Annotated in this window: 12 protein-coding genes and 1 tRNA gene; 3 read left to right on the top strand and 10 right to left on the bottom strand. The window is 70.0% G+C overall.

Going from position 1 to position 15,070, the window contains the following annotated elements; genetic code table 11:
- Nucleotides 1-25: 25 nt before the first annotated feature.
- From rpmE to AB0C96_RS18670, 9 genes are all read right to left on the bottom strand, one after another.
- Entirely contained in the window at nucleotides 26-247 is a 222-nt protein-coding gene (rpmE, locus tag AB0C96_RS18710) for a 50S ribosomal protein L31 (RefSeq protein ID WP_136742604.1), read from the bottom strand.
- Between the two features lie 223 nt (nucleotides 248-470).
- A complete protein-coding gene (locus AB0C96_RS18705; RefSeq protein WP_362918746.1) occupies nucleotides 471-1,592 on the bottom strand; it encodes an LCP family protein in 1,122 nt (373 codons plus the stop codon).
- A gap of 425 nt (nucleotides 1,593-2,017) precedes the next feature.
- Nucleotides 2,018-4,087: a transcription termination factor Rho gene (rho, locus tag AB0C96_RS18700; RefSeq protein WP_362918745.1), complete on the bottom strand. Its 2,070-nt coding sequence runs from the start codon at nucleotides 4,085-4,087 to the stop codon at nucleotides 2,018-2,020.
- 375 nt (nucleotides 4,088-4,462) lie between these two features.
- Nucleotides 4,463-5,380, bottom strand: coding sequence for a homoserine kinase (thrB, locus tag AB0C96_RS18695; RefSeq protein WP_362918744.1), 918 nt, complete (start codon nucleotides 5,378-5,380; stop codon nucleotides 4,463-4,465).
- Nucleotides 5,381-5,723: 343 nt separating this feature from the next.
- On the bottom strand, nucleotides 5,724-6,809 hold the full coding sequence (gene thrC / locus AB0C96_RS18690; RefSeq protein WP_362918743.1) for a threonine synthase: 1,086 nt from the start codon (nucleotides 6,807-6,809) through the stop codon (nucleotides 5,724-5,726).
- An 8-nt stretch (nucleotides 6,810-6,817) separates the two neighbouring features.
- Nucleotides 6,818-8,110, bottom strand: a complete 1,293-nt coding sequence (locus AB0C96_RS18685) for a homoserine dehydrogenase (RefSeq protein WP_362918742.1) — start codon at nucleotides 8,108-8,110, stop codon at nucleotides 6,818-6,820.
- Nucleotides 8,111-8,247: 137 nt separating this feature from the next.
- Complete coding sequence (gene lysA, locus AB0C96_RS18680) at nucleotides 8,248-9,639, bottom strand: diaminopimelate decarboxylase (RefSeq protein ID WP_362918741.1); 1,392 nt, start codon at nucleotides 9,637-9,639, stop codon at nucleotides 8,248-8,250.
- A 28-nt stretch (nucleotides 9,640-9,667) separates the two neighbouring features.
- Nucleotides 9,668-10,789: an ArgS-related anticodon-binding protein NrtL gene (gene nrtL, locus AB0C96_RS18675; protein WP_362918740.1), complete on the bottom strand. Its 1,122-nt coding sequence runs from the start codon at nucleotides 10,787-10,789 to the stop codon at nucleotides 9,668-9,670.
- A 232-nt stretch (nucleotides 10,790-11,021) separates the two neighbouring features.
- A complete protein-coding gene (locus AB0C96_RS18670) occupies nucleotides 11,022-11,531 on the bottom strand; it encodes a response regulator (RefSeq protein WP_362918739.1) in 510 nt (169 codons plus the stop codon).
- A gap of 267 nt (nucleotides 11,532-11,798) precedes the next feature.
- Between AB0C96_RS18670 and AB0C96_RS18665 the strand changes: the two genes are divergently transcribed.
- Nucleotides 11,799-11,870 (top strand) — tRNA-Arg (locus AB0C96_RS18665).
- An 850-nt stretch (nucleotides 11,871-12,720) separates the two neighbouring features.
- Nucleotides 12,721-13,746 carry a cytochrome P450 gene (locus AB0C96_RS18660; RefSeq protein WP_362918738.1) on the top strand — a complete coding sequence of 342 codons (1,026 nt, stop codon included), beginning with the start codon at nucleotides 12,721-12,723 and terminating at the stop codon, nucleotides 13,744-13,746.
- Nucleotides 13,747-13,842: 96 nt separating this feature from the next.
- Here the strand turns inward: AB0C96_RS18660 and AB0C96_RS18655 are convergent, their stop codons facing one another.
- Nucleotides 13,843-14,400 (bottom strand): GNAT family protein, encoded by a 558-nt coding sequence (locus AB0C96_RS18655; RefSeq protein WP_362918737.1) that lies wholly within the window; start codon nucleotides 14,398-14,400, stop codon nucleotides 13,843-13,845.
- Nucleotides 14,401-14,888: 488 nt separating this feature from the next.
- Here AB0C96_RS18655 and AB0C96_RS18650 point away from each other — a divergent pair.
- Nucleotides 14,889-15,070 (top strand): ferredoxin (locus tag AB0C96_RS18650; protein ID WP_362918736.1); only part of this gene is annotated, 182 nt, incomplete at its 3' end.

Genomic DNA, 15,070 nt, shown 5'->3' with positions numbered 1-15,070 from the left:
CCAGGAACCGGCGCCTTGAGGGTCGCTACTTCTTGGCAGCGGCGGCCTTGCCGAAGCGGGCCTCGAAGCGGGCCACGCGACCGCCCGTGTCCATGATCTTCTGCTTGCCGGTGTAGAACGGGTGGCACTCGGAGCAGATGTCGGCGCGGATGCTGCCGCCGGCAACGGTGCTACGGGTGGTGAAGGACGCGCCACAGGTGCAGCTGACCTGGGTCTCGACGTACTCCGGGTGGATGTCGCGCTTCAAGGGATTCTCCTAGGTTCGGGAGTGCACCGGGTCGTGTCGCGGGTTACGTCACGTGAACCGGGGCCGACGGTCCAGTCTGCCAGGACTAGCCGTATCTCCCAAAACCGGGGTACCCGCGCAGCTATTCCCGGCCCCCTCCCAGCCCCTCCCCGAGGCCCGTCGGACCCCGGGGACGTACGGTCCCGCCGCCCCGCGGACCGGGCGGAGCGGCGGCCCGGTCCGGCTACTTGACGTAGCGGCCGGTGCCGCCCTGGTCACCGGCCGAGCCCTTGATCGCGGACTTGGGGATGTCCCGGTCCGTGCGCAGCGCGTTCCAGACCTGCCGGGACTGTCGGGTCAGCGGCACCACGCGGTCCGGGTTGGCGGTGTCGTAGGTGACCGGCAGCGTGACCATGTCGATGTTCTGCGAGCCGATGCCGCCCAGGCTCTTGGCCAGGCCGGTCAGCTCGCTGACCGAGTTGAGGTCGGTGTCGGTGGTGATGGCCTTGGTGGCCGTGTCGGCGATGTCGTAGAGCTTGGTGGGGCTGGTGAGCACCCCGACGTTCTTGACCTGGTTCATCAGGGCCTTGAGGAACGTCTGCTGGAGCTGGATGCGGCCGAGGTCGCTGCCGTCGCCGCCGGGGACGCCGTGCCGGGTACGGACGAGGCCGAGCGACTGCTCGCCGTCGAGGGTGTGCTTGCCCGGCTGAAGGTGCAGGTGGCTCTTGTTGTCGTCGATCGGCTTGCTGGTGGTGATGTCCACCCCGCCCAGCGCGTCGATGAGTTTCTTGAAGCCGGTGAAGTCCACCTCGATGAAGTGGTCCATCCGGATGCCGCTGATCGCCTCGACGGTCTTCACGGCGCAGGCCGGCCCGCCGACCTCGAACGCGGTGTTGAACATCGCCCGCCGCTCACCGGGGACGGTCTTGCCGTGGTCGGTGCAGTCGGGCCGGGTGATCAAGGTGTCGCGCGGGATGCTGACGACGCTGGCCTTCTTGTGGCCCTTGAAGACGTGCACGACCATCGCGGTGTCGGAGCGGGCGCCGCCCTCGTCCCTGCCGTACTCGCCGTTCTTGCCGGCGCGCGAGTCGGAGCCCATGACGAGGATGTCCATCGAGCCGTCGTCGACGTTCTTGGGCCGGTCGTGGCCGAGGGCGGCGTTGATGTCGACGCCCTTCAGGTTGCCGTTGAGCTTGAAGTAGACGTAGCCGAGCCCGGCGCCACCGAGAAGTACGGCGCTGACCAGCGCACACAGGGTGATGGTGAGTACGCGGCGGCGCCGGCTGGGCGCCTTGCGCCGACGGCCCGTGGCGCGTATGCCGCGGGAACGACTTTCGGCCGTCGCGGTCCCGTTGGTGTCCGCCATCTGCTCCTCAGTCCTCGTTCGCTCGGCTACTCCTCGCCGTCACCGTGCTGCGTGCCGTCACGGCTGTTGCTCCTTGTCAGACGGGAGGTCGACGGGAAGGGTTGCACAGCGAGTGGTGAGCGAATTCTTAGAAACGCCCCCCTCTGTTCACCGGCCGCGTCCCGACTTCGCCCCTCCCACCTGGACGTTCGTCCCGTTTTCAGCCATGGCCGGAAGGTTGCCCCGGATCGGGATCTGTGCGGAACGTCTCAGGCCGGACGGCGGGCCGGCCCTCCGGGCGGCGGCACAGGTCACAGATCATCCGGCGGCGCGCACGCCGTACGGGGCACACAGCACACGGCCCCCCTCACCCATATGGGCGAGGGGGGCCGTGTTCTCCCGGCTCAGGCCGGGAGGTGCTCAGACGAGGAGCGGCGTCGGGGGCGTCAGTCGTTGCCCGCGGTCGGCGTCGTCTTCTGGATCTGGAGCAGGAACTCCGCGTTGGACTTGGTCTGCTTCATCTTGTCCAGCAGCAGCTCGATGGCCTGCTGCTGGTCCAGGGCGTGCAGCACCCGGCGGAGCTTCCAGACGATGGCCAGCTCGTCGCTGCCCATCAGGATCTCTTCCTTACGGGTGCCGGACGCGTCCACGTCCACCGCCGGGAAGATGCGCTTGTCGGCGAGCTTGCGGTCGAGCTTGAGCTCCATGTTGCCGGTGCCCTTGAACTCCTCGAAGATCACCTCGTCCATCCGCGAGCCGGTCTCGACCAGCGCGGTGGCCAGGATGGTCAGCGAGCCGCCGTCCTCGATGTTGCGCGCCGCACCGAAGAACTTCTTCGGCGGGTAGAGCGCGGTGGAGTCGACACCACCGGACAGGATGCGGCCCGAGGCCGGGGCGGCGAGGTTGTACGCACGGCCCAGTCGGGTGATCGAGTCCAGCAGGACGACCACGTCGTGGCCCAGCTCCACCAGGCGCTTGGCGCGCTCGATGGCCAGCTCCGCGACCGTGGTGTGGTCCTCGGCCGGGCGGTCGAAGGTCGAGGAGATGACCTCGCCCTTCACCGACCGCTGCATGTCGGTGACCTCTTCCGGACGCTCGTCGACGAGGACGACCATCAGGTGGCACTCGGGGTTGTTGCGGGTGATCGCGTTGGCGATCGCCTGCATGATCATGGTCTTGCCGGTCTTCGGCGGGGCCACGATCAGACCGCGCTGGCCCTTGCCGATCGGCGAGACCAGGTCGATGATCCGGGTCGTCAGCGCGCCGGACTCGCCCTCCAGGCGCAGCCGCTCCTGCGGGTAAAGGGGCGTCAGCTTGCCGAAGTCCGGCCGTCCGCGGCCCTGTTCGGGCGCCACGCTGTTGACGGTGTCGAGTCGGACCAGCGCGTTGAACTTCTCGCGCCGCTCGCCGTCCTTGGGCTGCCGGACCGCACCGGTGACGTGGTCGCCCTTGCGCAGGCCGTTCTTGCGGACCTGGGCGAGCGAGACGTAGACGTCGTTCGGACCGGGCAGGTAGCCGGAGGTCCGGATGAACGCGTAGTTGTCCAGGATGTCCAGGATGCCGGCGACCGGGATCAGGACGTCGTCCTCGGCGATCTGCGGCTCGTTGCCGAACTCCTCACGACCACCACGGCGGCCCCGGCGGTCGCGGTAGCGGCCGCGACGGCCGCGCCGACCGCCCTCGAAGTCGTCGTCGTCATCCCGGCGGTCCCGCTGGCGCTGGCCGCCCTGGCCGCCCTGGCCGCCGTCGCCGGCGTCGCTCTTGCGGCCGCGGTCACCGCGGTCCTGTCGCTCGCCGCGCTCGCCGCGCTCGCCGCGGTCGCGCTGGCGGCGCTCGCCCTTCTGGCCGCGGTCCTGACGGTCGCCGCGGTCCTGGCGCTCGCCCTTGCCGGGCCGACCCTCGCCGGCCTCCTGCGGCGCCACCGCGGTCTCGGTCCTGGCCTCCGTCTTGACCTCGGTCTTCGCCTCGACCTTGGTCTCGGTCTTGAGGTCGCCCGCGGGCTCGGGGCTGCCCGCGGCGGCGGTGGCCCGGCGCCGACGGCGCTCGCCGGCCGGCTGCTCGAGCAGGGAGGTGCCCCCCTCCGGCTGGCCGGGGATGTCGATCTGCTGCTGGGTGCCGGCCTGGTCCGCGGCCTTGTCGGCCTTGGCGCCCCGCTCGGCCTTCGCCGCCTTGGCGGCGGCCGGCGCCGCGCCGTCCTCGCCGGTGCGGGCCTTGGAGGTCGTGCGGCGCTTGGGCTTGGTCTCTGTGTCGGCGGGCGCGTCGGCCTTGGCCGCCGTGCCCGAGCCCCCAGCCTGCCTCTCCTTGATGACCTCGATCAGCTGGCTCTTGCGCATCCGCGCGGTGCCCTTGATACCGAGGCCGGAGGCGACCTGCTGCAGCTCTGCCAGGACCATGCCGTCAAGGCCGGTGCCGGAACGGCGGCGCCGCGTGGTTGCAGGCGCGGCGGGAGCGTCCGTGGCGGGCGTGGTTGCACTGCCATCGGTGCGCGCGCCCATCAGATCGGTGGTGTCGCTCACGAAGGGTCCTTCCCTGGAGCGGGCGTCGGCCTGTCTGGCTCGGCGACCGGTTGTGCTGTCCGGCTGGGTCCTGAGAGTTTTCGCGGACCGGGCCGGGGCGGTGGTCCCGCCGGAAGTGGCGGAGAGATCAATTCATGGCTTCGGCGTGAAGAGATGCAGAGTGACCCATGTCGTCACGCCGATTCCGGAGCGTGCTCACTTCTGCTCAGGCCATTGCTCCAAGCAGTTTGGGAGGCTCCCGGAAGAAAGTGGTCCCGATGGGGGACACGAAGCACCGCGCCACACAGGCGCCGAGTACTGACTTGAGGTTAACACTACCGGATCCAACAAACATTCCCCCTCTCTAAGACCGGCAATCGTCGATCACCCGCGTGATCACCCGGCGAGCGGCAGCACGCACGCTCCTGCCGCGTCGAGGGTCAGCCGGTTGGCCGCCCACCCCTCACCCGCCAGTGCCGCGACCTTCTCGGCCGCCGCGTCGTCCACCAGCGCGAGCACCGTCGGGCCCGCACCGGACACGACTGCGGGGACGCCGTCCGCGCGCAGTCGGTTCACCAGGGCCATGCTCTCCGGCATCGCGGGGGCGCGGTACTCCTGGTGAAGTCGGTCCTCGGTCGCGGCGAGCAGCAGCTCGGGGCGCCTGGTCAGGGCCTCGACGAGCAGTGCGGCGCGGCCGGCGTTGGCCGCGGCGTCCACGTGCGGGACGGTACGCGGCAGCAGTCCACGGGCGGTCTCGGTGAGCACCGGCTTTCCGGGCACGAAGACCACCGGAACGATGGAATCGACGGGATCCATCCGGATCGCCCGGGCGCTCCCGGTGTCCATCCAGGCGAGCGTGAAGCCGCCGAGCAGACAGGCGGCGACGTTGTCGGGGTGGCCCTCGACCTCGGTGGCCAGCTCCAGCAGCGCGGCGTCGTCGAGCTTCTGCTCCCCGCCTATCGTCACCGCGCGGGCGGCGACGATGCCGGCGCAGATGGCGGCGGAGGAGGAGCCCAGGCCACGGCCGTGCGGGATGCGGTTGGCGCAGACGATTTCCAGACCGCGCGGCTGTCCGCCGAGCAGCTCGAAGGCGGTGCGCATCGACCGTACGAGCAGGTGGCTCTCGTCACGCGGCAGGGTTTCAGCCCCCTCACCTGCGATGTCGATGTGCAGCCCGGAGTCGGCGACGCGCACCACGACATCGTCGTACAGGCCCAGGGAAAGACCCAGGGCATCGAAGCCGGGACCGAGATTGGCGCTGGTAGCGGGGGTGCGCACCCGGACGGCGGCGGCGCGGAACGCGGGACCGGCCATCGCTCGATGACTCTCCTTGATTGATGCTGCGGTACTGCCCCGGAGCGCCGCGGCACCGAGGTGCCCGGCCGGCTCATGGGGTCTGTTCTGACCTGCCCTGAACACCACTGCGTTATGCCGTGGGGAGGGGAGTTGGCTGCCAGCCTATCGAAGGAAGGTTCTGTCGCGACATAGGGCGCACAGGAGGCGCACGATGCGTGTCGCGCGCCGCCTGTGCCCCAGGCCCTGCCTTCGCCGGACTTTGCAGCCTTTGCACAGTTTGCTGTACAGGAGGTGACGGGGCATGTGCCGCCCCGTCACCGTGTGCCGTCTGCGCAGGTCAGCGCCTACGGCTGGGGACGTCTCAGGCGAGGCCGAGGTGCTCGGCCGCGACGTCCGCGTCGATCGGGACCGTGACCGGCTGCGGCGCTCCGGCCACCGCCCAGTCCGGGTCCTTGAGGCCGTTGCCGGTGACCGTGCAGACGATCCGCTGGCCCGGGTCGACCTTGCCCTCCTCGGCGGCCTTGAGCAGACCGGCCACCGAGGCGGCCGAGGCAGGCTCCACGAAGACGCCCTCCTGCGCGGCCAACAGCCGGTAGGCGGCCAGGATTTGACGGTCGGTCACCTCGTCGATGAAGCCGCCGGACTCCTCCCGCGCGCGCTCCGCGTACGCCCACGAGGCGGGGTTGCCGATGCGGATCGCGGTGGCGATGGTGTGCGGATCCTTGACGACCTCGCCGCGCACGATCGGCGCACTGCCGGACGCCTGGAAGCCCCACATGCGCGGGGTACGGCCGGCGATGCCGTCGGCCGCGTACTCCTGGTAGCCCTTCCAGTACGCGGTGATGTTGCCGGCGTTGCCGACCGGCAGCACGTGGATGTCCGGCGCGTCGCCGAGCATGTCGACGATCTCGAAGGCGGCGGTCTTCTGCCCCTCGATGCGCACCGGGTTCACGGAGTTCACAAGTGCGACCGGGTAGTTCTCGGACAGCCCACGGGCCAGCGTCAGGCAGTCGTCGAAATTCCCGTCGATCTGAAGGATCTTTGCGCCGTGCACCAGCGCCTGGCCCATCTTGCCGAGCGCGATCTTGCCCTGTGGGACGAGCACCGCGCAGACCATGCCGGCCCGGACCGCGTAGGCGGCGGCCGAGGCGGAGGTGTTGCCGGTGGAGGCGCAGATGACGGCCTTGGCGCCGTCCTCCTTGGCCCGGGTGATGGCCATCGTCATGCCCCGGTCCTTGAAGGAGCCGGTGGGGTTGGCACCCTCGACCTTGAGATGCACCTCACACCCGGTGCGCTCGGAGAGCACCTGCGCCGGTACGAGGGGCGTGCCGCCCTCCCGGAGGGTGACGACCTCGGTCGTTTCGCTGACCGGAAGCCGGTCGCGGTATTCCTCGATGATTCCGCGCCACTGACTGCTTGTCGTGGTCACAGTGGACTTGGCAGACATGGGTTCCTTTACTCCCCTTCGACCCGCATGATGCTGGCGACACCGCGGACGGTGTCCAGCTCGCGCAGTGCCCCGACGGTCGACGACAGCGCCGCGTCGGCCGCCCGGTGGGTGACGACGACGAGGGAGGCCTCGCCGTCCTTGCCCTGCTGGCGCACCGTATCGATCGATACGCCGTGTTCGGCGAAGACCGTCGCCACCTGCGCGAGAACGCCGGGCTTGTCGGCCACGTCGAGACTGATGTGGTACCGCGTGACGACCTCGCCCATGGGGCTGACCGGCAGTCGCGTGTACGCGGACTCGCCCGGGCCGGTGGCGCCGGCGAGCTTGTTGCGACAGACCGCCACGAGGTCGCCGAGGACCGCGGAGGCGGTCGGCGAACCGCCGGCCCCGGGGCCGTAGAACATCAGCTGGCCGGCCGCATCGGCCTCGACGAAGACCGCGTTGTAGGCCTCGCGCACGGAGGCGAGCGGATGCGTCAGCGGGATCATCGCGGGGTGCACCCGGGCGGTGACCGACGCGCCGTCCGCCGCCCGCTCGCAGATGGCCAGCAGCTTGACCGTGCAGCCCATCCGCTTGGCCGAGGCGATGTCGGCCGCGGTGACCTCCGTCAGGCCCTCGCGGTGCACGTCGTCGATGGTCACCCGGGTGTGGAAGGCGATACCGGCCAGGATCGCGGCCTTGGCGGCGGCGTCGAAACCCTCGACGTCGGCGGTCGGGTCGGCCTCCGCGTACCCCAGCGCGGTCGCCTCGTCCAGCGCCTCGCTGTAGCCGGCACCGGTCGAATCCATCTTGTCGAGGATGAAGTTGGTGGTGCCGTTGACGATGCCGAGGACCCGGTTGACCTTGTCGCCGGCCAGCGACTCGCGCAGCGGTCGCACCAGCGGGATCGCCCCCGCGACGGCCGCCTCGTAGTACAGGTCCGCGCCGTTGGACTCGGCCGCCGCGTGCAGCGCCGCGCCGTCCGCCGCGACCAGCGCCTTGTTCGCCGACACCACGCTGGCGCCGTGCTCGAACGCGGTGGTGATCAACGTCCGGGCCGGCTCGATGCCGCCGATGACCTCGATCACCACGTCGATGTCGCCGCGTTTGACGAGCGCCGTCGCATCGGTGGTGACCAGCTCGGCCGGTACGCCGTCGCGCACCCTGTCGGGGCGGCGTACGGCGATCCCGACGAGCTCCACGGGCGCGCCGATGCGAGCCGTGAGGTCGTCCGCGTGCGTCGTCATGATGCGCGCCACCTCTGAGCCGACAACACCACAGCCCAGGAGCGCCACCTTCAGCGGACGCGTACGCATCATTCGACCTCTGCTTCTCATCGATCAGCGATTTTCGACTTGCTCTTGCACAAGTCTCACCCACCGGACGGCAGATTCCGTCTGTCGTCCAGATGCCGAGACATTTATTTCATCCGGGCCGGGAGCCCGACGATCCGGCCCTACCCGACATCCAACCGCAGGAGATCTTCCTCCGTCTCACGCCGGACGATCACCCTGGCCTCGCCGTTCGCGACGGCCACGACCGGCGGCCGCAGCGCGTGGTTGTAGTTGCTCGCCATGGACCGGCAGTACGCGCCGGTGGCCGGTACCGCGAGCAGGTCGCCCGGCGCCACGTCGGCCGGCAGGAAGGCGTCGCGGACGACGATGTCCCCGCTCTCGCAGTGCTTGCCGACCACCCGGGAGAGCATCGGCTCGGCGTCCGACGTCCGCGACACCAGCGCCACGCTGTACTCGGCGTCGTAGAGGGCCGTGCGGATGTTGTCGGACATCCCGCCGTCCACGGACACGTACGTCCGCAGCCCTTCGAGCTCCTTGACCGTGCCGACCTCATAGAGCGTGAAGGCCGTGGGCCCCACGATGGCCCGCCCCGGCTCGACCGACAGCCGCGGCACGCTCAACCCCGCCGCCGCGCACTCCCGGGCCACGATGTCGCCCAGCGCCTTGGCGATCTCGTGCGGCTCGCGCGGATCGTCGTCCGAGGTGTACGCGATGCCGAGCCCACCACCGAGGTCGATCTCCGGCAGCTCGATGCCGTGCTCGTCACGCACCTCGGTCAGCAGCTGCACCACGCGCCGGGCGGAGACCTCGAAGCCCGCCATGTCGAAGATCTGCGAGCCGATGTGGCTGTGGATGCCGATGAGTTCGAGCCCGTCCAGCTTCAGGGCGCGCCGCACCGCCTCGGCCGCCTGCCCGCCGGCCAGCGCGATGCCGAACTTCTGGTCCTCGTGCGCGGTCGCGATGAATTCGTGCGTATGCGCCTCGACACCGACGGTCACCCGGATCTGCACGCGCTGCCGCTTGCCGAGCTTCTCCGCGATGTGCGCGACCCGGACGATCTCCTGGAACGAATCGAGCACGATCCGCCCCACACCGGCCTCGACGGCCCGGGTGATCTCCTCCGTGCTCTTGTTGTTGCCGTGCAGCGCGATCCGCTCCGCCGGCATCCCCGCACCGAGGGCGGTCGCCAGCTCGCCCCCGGAGCAGACGTCGAGGTTGAGCCCCTCTTCGTTCAGCCAGCGCACGACGGCCCGGGACAGGAACGCCTTGCCGGCGTAGAAGACGTCGGCCCCCGGCCCGAAGGCGTTCTTCCAGGCCCGGCAGCGGGCCCGGAAGTCCTCCTCGTCCAGGAAGTACGCCGGCGTGCCGAACTCCTCCTTGAGCGCGGCGACGTCCAGTCCGCCGACGGTGACCACGCCGTCGGCGTTGCGCCGGACCGTACGGGACCAGACCCGTGGGTCAAGGGTGTTGAGATCGGCGGGCGGCCCGGCGTAATGCCCCTCGGGCAGCACGTCAGCATGCCGGGGCCCGGCGGGGTGCGCGGAACGACTCATGGCGTGGAGATCCCCTCAAAGTCTTTCATCAGAGGTGTTCGGGAGCGGAGATGCCGAGCAGGCGCAGGCCGTTGGCGAGCACCGTCCCGGCGGCCTCGGCAAGGGCCAGCCGGGCGCGGTGCACGGCCAAGGGTTTCTGCTCCCCTACGGGCAGCGGCGGTTGGACGTCATGCCACCGGAAGTACGCGTCCGCCGTCGCCTCCAGATGCCGCACCACCCGGTCCGGTGCCCGCCGCCGTGCGGCGACCTCGACGACGGACGGGTAGGCGGCGAGGTGGGCGTGCAGGACGTCGGCGGCGGACTCCCCCGCAGGCGCCTCGACAGTCGACTCCCCCACGTCCCCCGGCTCGGCCGCGAACCCCAGCTCATCCGCGTTGCGCACCAGCGCCCGGCTGCGCGCGCAGGCGTACTGCACCCGGAACCGCGGATTGCTCTCCCGCTGCACCGGCCGCTCGGGCACCTGCACCCGGTCGTGCGCGGCGGGACGCAACAGCACCCAGCGCGCTTCGTCGACACCGAGGCGGGCGATGAGCGTGCCGAGGTCGTACGGAGCGGGGACGTGGGCGGGGCGGTTGTCCGTCCGGTGATCGGCGGGACGGCCGTCGGTCCGGTGATCAGCGCGGCGGTCGTCGGCTCCTCGGCCGTGCGGAAGCCCCGCCGCCGCCTCGATCCGCGCCAGCGCCTCGGCCACGACCGCCTCACGGACGCCGGCACCCGCACCCGCGTCGGCACTCGCATCGGCATCGGCACCAGCCGCCGGCTCGTGCCCGACGGGTAGAACACGCGCCACGGGGTCCCGCCCCGCCGCACGGTCCCCGTACCCGTCGCCCTGCGCCAGCACCTCCCGTACGAGCGCGACCTGCGCCCCGTCCCCCAGGGTGAAGTTCAAGAACCCCGGCCCGGCGATCTCGACCCGGGCGATCCCGGCACTGTCGACCAGCCGCTTGCGCAGGATCTCGGCGACCTCCCGGGCCGGCCGCCCAGCCGGTCCGGCGAGCTGTAGCGCGACGTTGGAGGCGTAGTCCCCGCAGCCCGGCCGCGGCGGCTGCTGCACGACGATCCGCGCCGGCACGGGCACGGAGAGCTCCTGCTCCGCCACGGCACCGCGCACGGAGCGCAGGACGGTACGGGAGAGCTCAGCGGGGGTCACGGGACAAGCGTATGGGAGAACAGGGGCATCCACGCGACCCGGTTTCGCCCTGTGGACACTCCCCGTACCCACACCACGACCGCCCGCACCCTCGCGACGAGCGCCCCGCGCCCACCGCCGCCCCGGCTCGACACCCCGGACGCCAGACCAGCCGCCCTCGGCCCGTCCCCTCGGACCGCCTCACGGCGCCAGCTCCAGGCCCCGGGCCCAGCCCCACGAAGCCCGACGCGGCTCATCCTGCGGGTCGCACCATGGAGTGCGTCACGGACGCCCCCACCCCACCCCGTTCACCCGCCCCGCCCCGGTCGCTCTCCCCGTCCTCTCCCCCGCCGCCCTCGTCGTCCGCCCCGCCTTCGGGCCCACGCTCCCGCTGCCGCCCCTCGCGTACCAGCTTCCCCACCGTCCGCACCAGCTCGGTCGGCTCGAACGGCTTGGCCAGGAACGCGTCGATCCCCACCGACGCCCCGTTGTCCACCTCGCCCTGGGTGCATGCGCTGACGATGGCGATCGGGATGTCCCACGTCCGAGGATCGGACCGCAGCCGCGCCGCGGTGTTCAGACCGTTGAGCCGCGGCATCACCACATCAAGGGTCACGACGTCGGGTCTTACGTGGTGCACAACGTCCAGACATTCGGCACCATCAGCCGCGGTCACCACCTCGAAGCCTTCCAGTTCGAGATTGACCCTGATCAACTGCCGGATCACCTTGTTGTCATCCACAACAAGGATCCGACCGGACAAGCCAGGCACACCATGAGACTAGGGGCCCACCTGCGGCGCCGTCCCGGTTTTGCCCACTTCCGCCCCCATGCGGGGGACCTTTCCCCGACCACCGCCGGCACACCCCCCACATGCGCTAGGGACAGCCCCCAGGGGCCCTCTCCCCACCCCTCTCCCGCCGGCCACTCGACTCGCGCCCCCTCCCGCCCTCCTCACCCCAAACCTGTTCATGAACACCCCATCAGAGCTGGTAGGGTTCTACCCGTCGCCAAGGAAAACGGCGGCAACGCCCCCGTAGCTCAGGGGATAGAGCAACGGCCTCCGGAGCCGTGTGCGCAGGTTCGAATCCTGCCGGGGGCACTCGCCTGGGAACAGCAGAAATCACACGCTGACCATGGCGGATGCCGACATGGAAGAGCGGGAGACAGTCTCACTGTCTCCCGCTCTTTCTCGTTGTTGCGCACCCATCACGCGTGAGGAGCGTGTGAGCCACACAGCCGCCGGCCGCCACGCTTCCTCGTGGCTCCCCGCTGGATCCGCACGGGTGTGACGCGGGGAGCTGCTGATCCGTAGCGACCCTTGCTGCCCTCCTCAGCGGCGCTACCGCGGTTCCCGCATGCGGTGATCAGTGGTGAATGCATGCGACCGATGCCCGGAATGCGCCCTATATCGCAGATAATCCGTGTGTGGCAATATGTCAAGTGTGGCTTGTGCTGAAGGCAAGCGAGAGGAGTGAATCATGATCGCCAAGCTGCTCGGCAAGCTGTCCTTCACGCGCCACTACGGCGCGTACGGGATCCACGAATGGGATGCGTACGCCGGCGACGAGTAGGACTGACCGGACTGACGGCGGGCGCCCTTGGGCGCCCGCCAGTTCCCAGCCACGCTGCCGACGACATCGGCCTGGACAGGTACGAGAGCCAGGGACGATCTCATGGGCCGAAGGAATGAGCCGCCGCGGTTGCCCGAAGGCAGCTACGCGGCCTGGAGCCGCGACCGGCTGGCATTGGCTCGCCGTGGCGCTGAAGAGTGTGGGGACGTCTGGCAGTTGGAGCCGGGTGTCTACGTAGCCGCTGCGGCCGGGCCGTGTGAAGCAGTCCTGCGCCGCGCGCAGGACTTCCCCAAGGCACCCTCGCCTCTCTTCCCGCCGCTGAAGTGGTCGAGCGGGGCACCAACACCCGAGGAGCGTGCCTACGCTCACGCCGCCCGCATGCGCGGACTACGTGCGCAGGCGGTCGCGGCCCGGATCGGTGAGATTGCGCCCCGGACCGCTCGATTCGCCGACCAGTGGCCCACGGGCCAGGACGTCGAGATTCTGCCCCCGGTCCGGCACGCCCTGGCAGAGGTCGGCGTGAGCTACCTCTTCTCCGAAGACGCTCCCACCCTGCTGCCCTATGCCTCACAGCTCTTCCTGGCCCGGGAGGTGCTCGTACGCCCCTCGCGTTGGGTATGGCCGCGCTGGATCCCCACACCGGCACGGCGGTTCCGCGCACGGCAGCAAGTCGCCTTCACCGACGCTTTGCGGCCCATCGTCCACCGGCGTCGTTCATCGGGCCAGCTCGGTGAAGACATGCTGGGACAGATGCTCCGGCCCTCCCCCCACTACGGCCTCCTGCCGGAAGAGGCCATCCTCGACACTCTCCCCGGAATCACCGTCGCCACCTTCGAGACCCCTTCCCGGGCAGCCGGATGGATCCTGCTCCACCTGGCCCGGCACCCCCAGGCAGCGGACCGCGTCGCGGCCGAAGCCGCCTCGCTGCCCGCGGACCCGGCCGCGACGACCAGCACCCACCTCGGCGGCCTGCAATACACCCGGGCACTGGTAAGTGAGGTGCTCCGGCTGTACCCCCCGAGCTGGCTACTGACCCGGCACGCCCCGCGACAGACTCAGCTCTCCGACTACACCATCGACGCCGGGTCCACCGTTCTCGTCTGCCCTTACACCGCCCACCGCGACGCACGGGAGTATTCCGAGCCGGACCGGTTCCAGCCCGAGCGCTGGCTCGATGATGCGGGCTCGTCGGCGAAACCCGGAGTCTTCCTCTCTTTCGGTACCGGGCCGCATGGCTGCGAGGGAGCCTCTCTGGCCATGGCGATGCTGACGCTCCTGACTGCGCAGACCGCCCGCTGCTACCACTTGAGCGAGCCGCCCGGACCGGAGCCCAGCTACCAGGTCACCACCCTCGAAGGTCTCGCGACTGTCGGCTTGCGCCTGCGCGCCACCTCGCGCGGCTGAGGGCAGTCCTGCTTTCGGTGGCAGACCGCCGCCGCCAGCAAACCGCGGACGTCGACGACGTTCGAGTGCCGTTCCGCACACGCCTGGACGACCAGCTCATGGTTCGCCGATCGTGTGTCGCCGGTCGAACTCGTCGGCGAGCATGCCCATCATGACGAGGTCGTGGTGCCGGCCGGCGAAGAAAACGTGTTCCCGCAAGCGCCCCTCCTCGGTGAAGCCGAGCCGACGAAAGAGTGCCAGCGATGCCTCGTTGTGGGCGAAGATCGCTGCTAGGCATTTGTGATAGCGCCGCTCGGCAAACATGAAGCGCAGCAGCAGCACCACGGCTTCTGTCGCATAGCCCTTGCGCCGGTGGTCGGCGCCGATCGTGACGTCGAGCTCGAACCAGCCCGAACGAGGGCCGGTGCGATGCGAGCCGACCGCGCCGACCAGCTCTCCCGTGGCCGTCGCTTCGACTGCCAACCGGAAGCGGTCGTCATCGCACTTGGCAACGGATTGCTCCTTCGCCCAGGCACGGTAGCTCTCGGCGGACCGCGGCAGATCCAGCCGGCTCCCTCGCCGCCCGTCATCGTCGGCGAAGCGCATGAACGCTGTCCAGTCGTCGGGCTCGACAGCGCGTAGGCGTACCCGATTTCCAGTCCAGGACGATGCCATGCCCTATTTGATCACGCTGCTGTGCGCGCGAGGCCGAGAGGCACACCGAGGCAGGTGTTGCCTGCCATGCTCTGTCTCACCGCTGATCCCGGGCGAGTGCCCCCGTCAGCCGAAGAAGTGCAGGGCCGGGTCTCTGGCCTGCGGCCATCTGATCGATCAACGCCGGACTCGCCGGTATCGGTGCCGCTGTTACGCTGATTCTCTGACGTTGTTCCGGCGCACCGTGCCACACGGTCTCCGTCGAAACGGCAATCCAAAAGAGCGCCGCTTACGTAACCAGAGTGCAGCCGCAACCAGGGATACGTCCGTCCCCAGTCAGGCGCCGATCGCCTTAGCCGCGATGATCGATTCTTTCCATGGAGACCCGACGAGCGCGGTGCATCCCCTCGCACGTCGCAGGGGTGGGCAGCGGCCGGATCCTCCCTCGTTGCGCGCCGGAGTGGCGCCGACTTGAGGGTCTGCAACTCCCACTCCCTGTGGAGGTCGGGGTGAAAGTCGTCGTTGATCTTTCCCGATGTGCGGGGTATGCGCAGTGCGCGTTCCTGGCTCCGGAGGCGTTCCGGATGCACGGTGAGGAAGCGCTGATGTACGACCCGAACCCCGACGACGCCCAGCGCGACCAGGTGCTGCGCGCCGCGGCGGCCTGCCCGGTCCAGGCGATCCTGGTCGA

It is taken from the genome of Streptomyces sp. NPDC048506 (assembly GCF_040651315.1).
GTDB lineage: Bacteria > Actinomycetota > Actinomycetes > Streptomycetales > Streptomycetaceae > Streptomyces.
The sequence above is the reverse complement of the archived record's forward strand: the minus strand, read 5'-3'. Positions and strand labels throughout refer to the sequence as shown.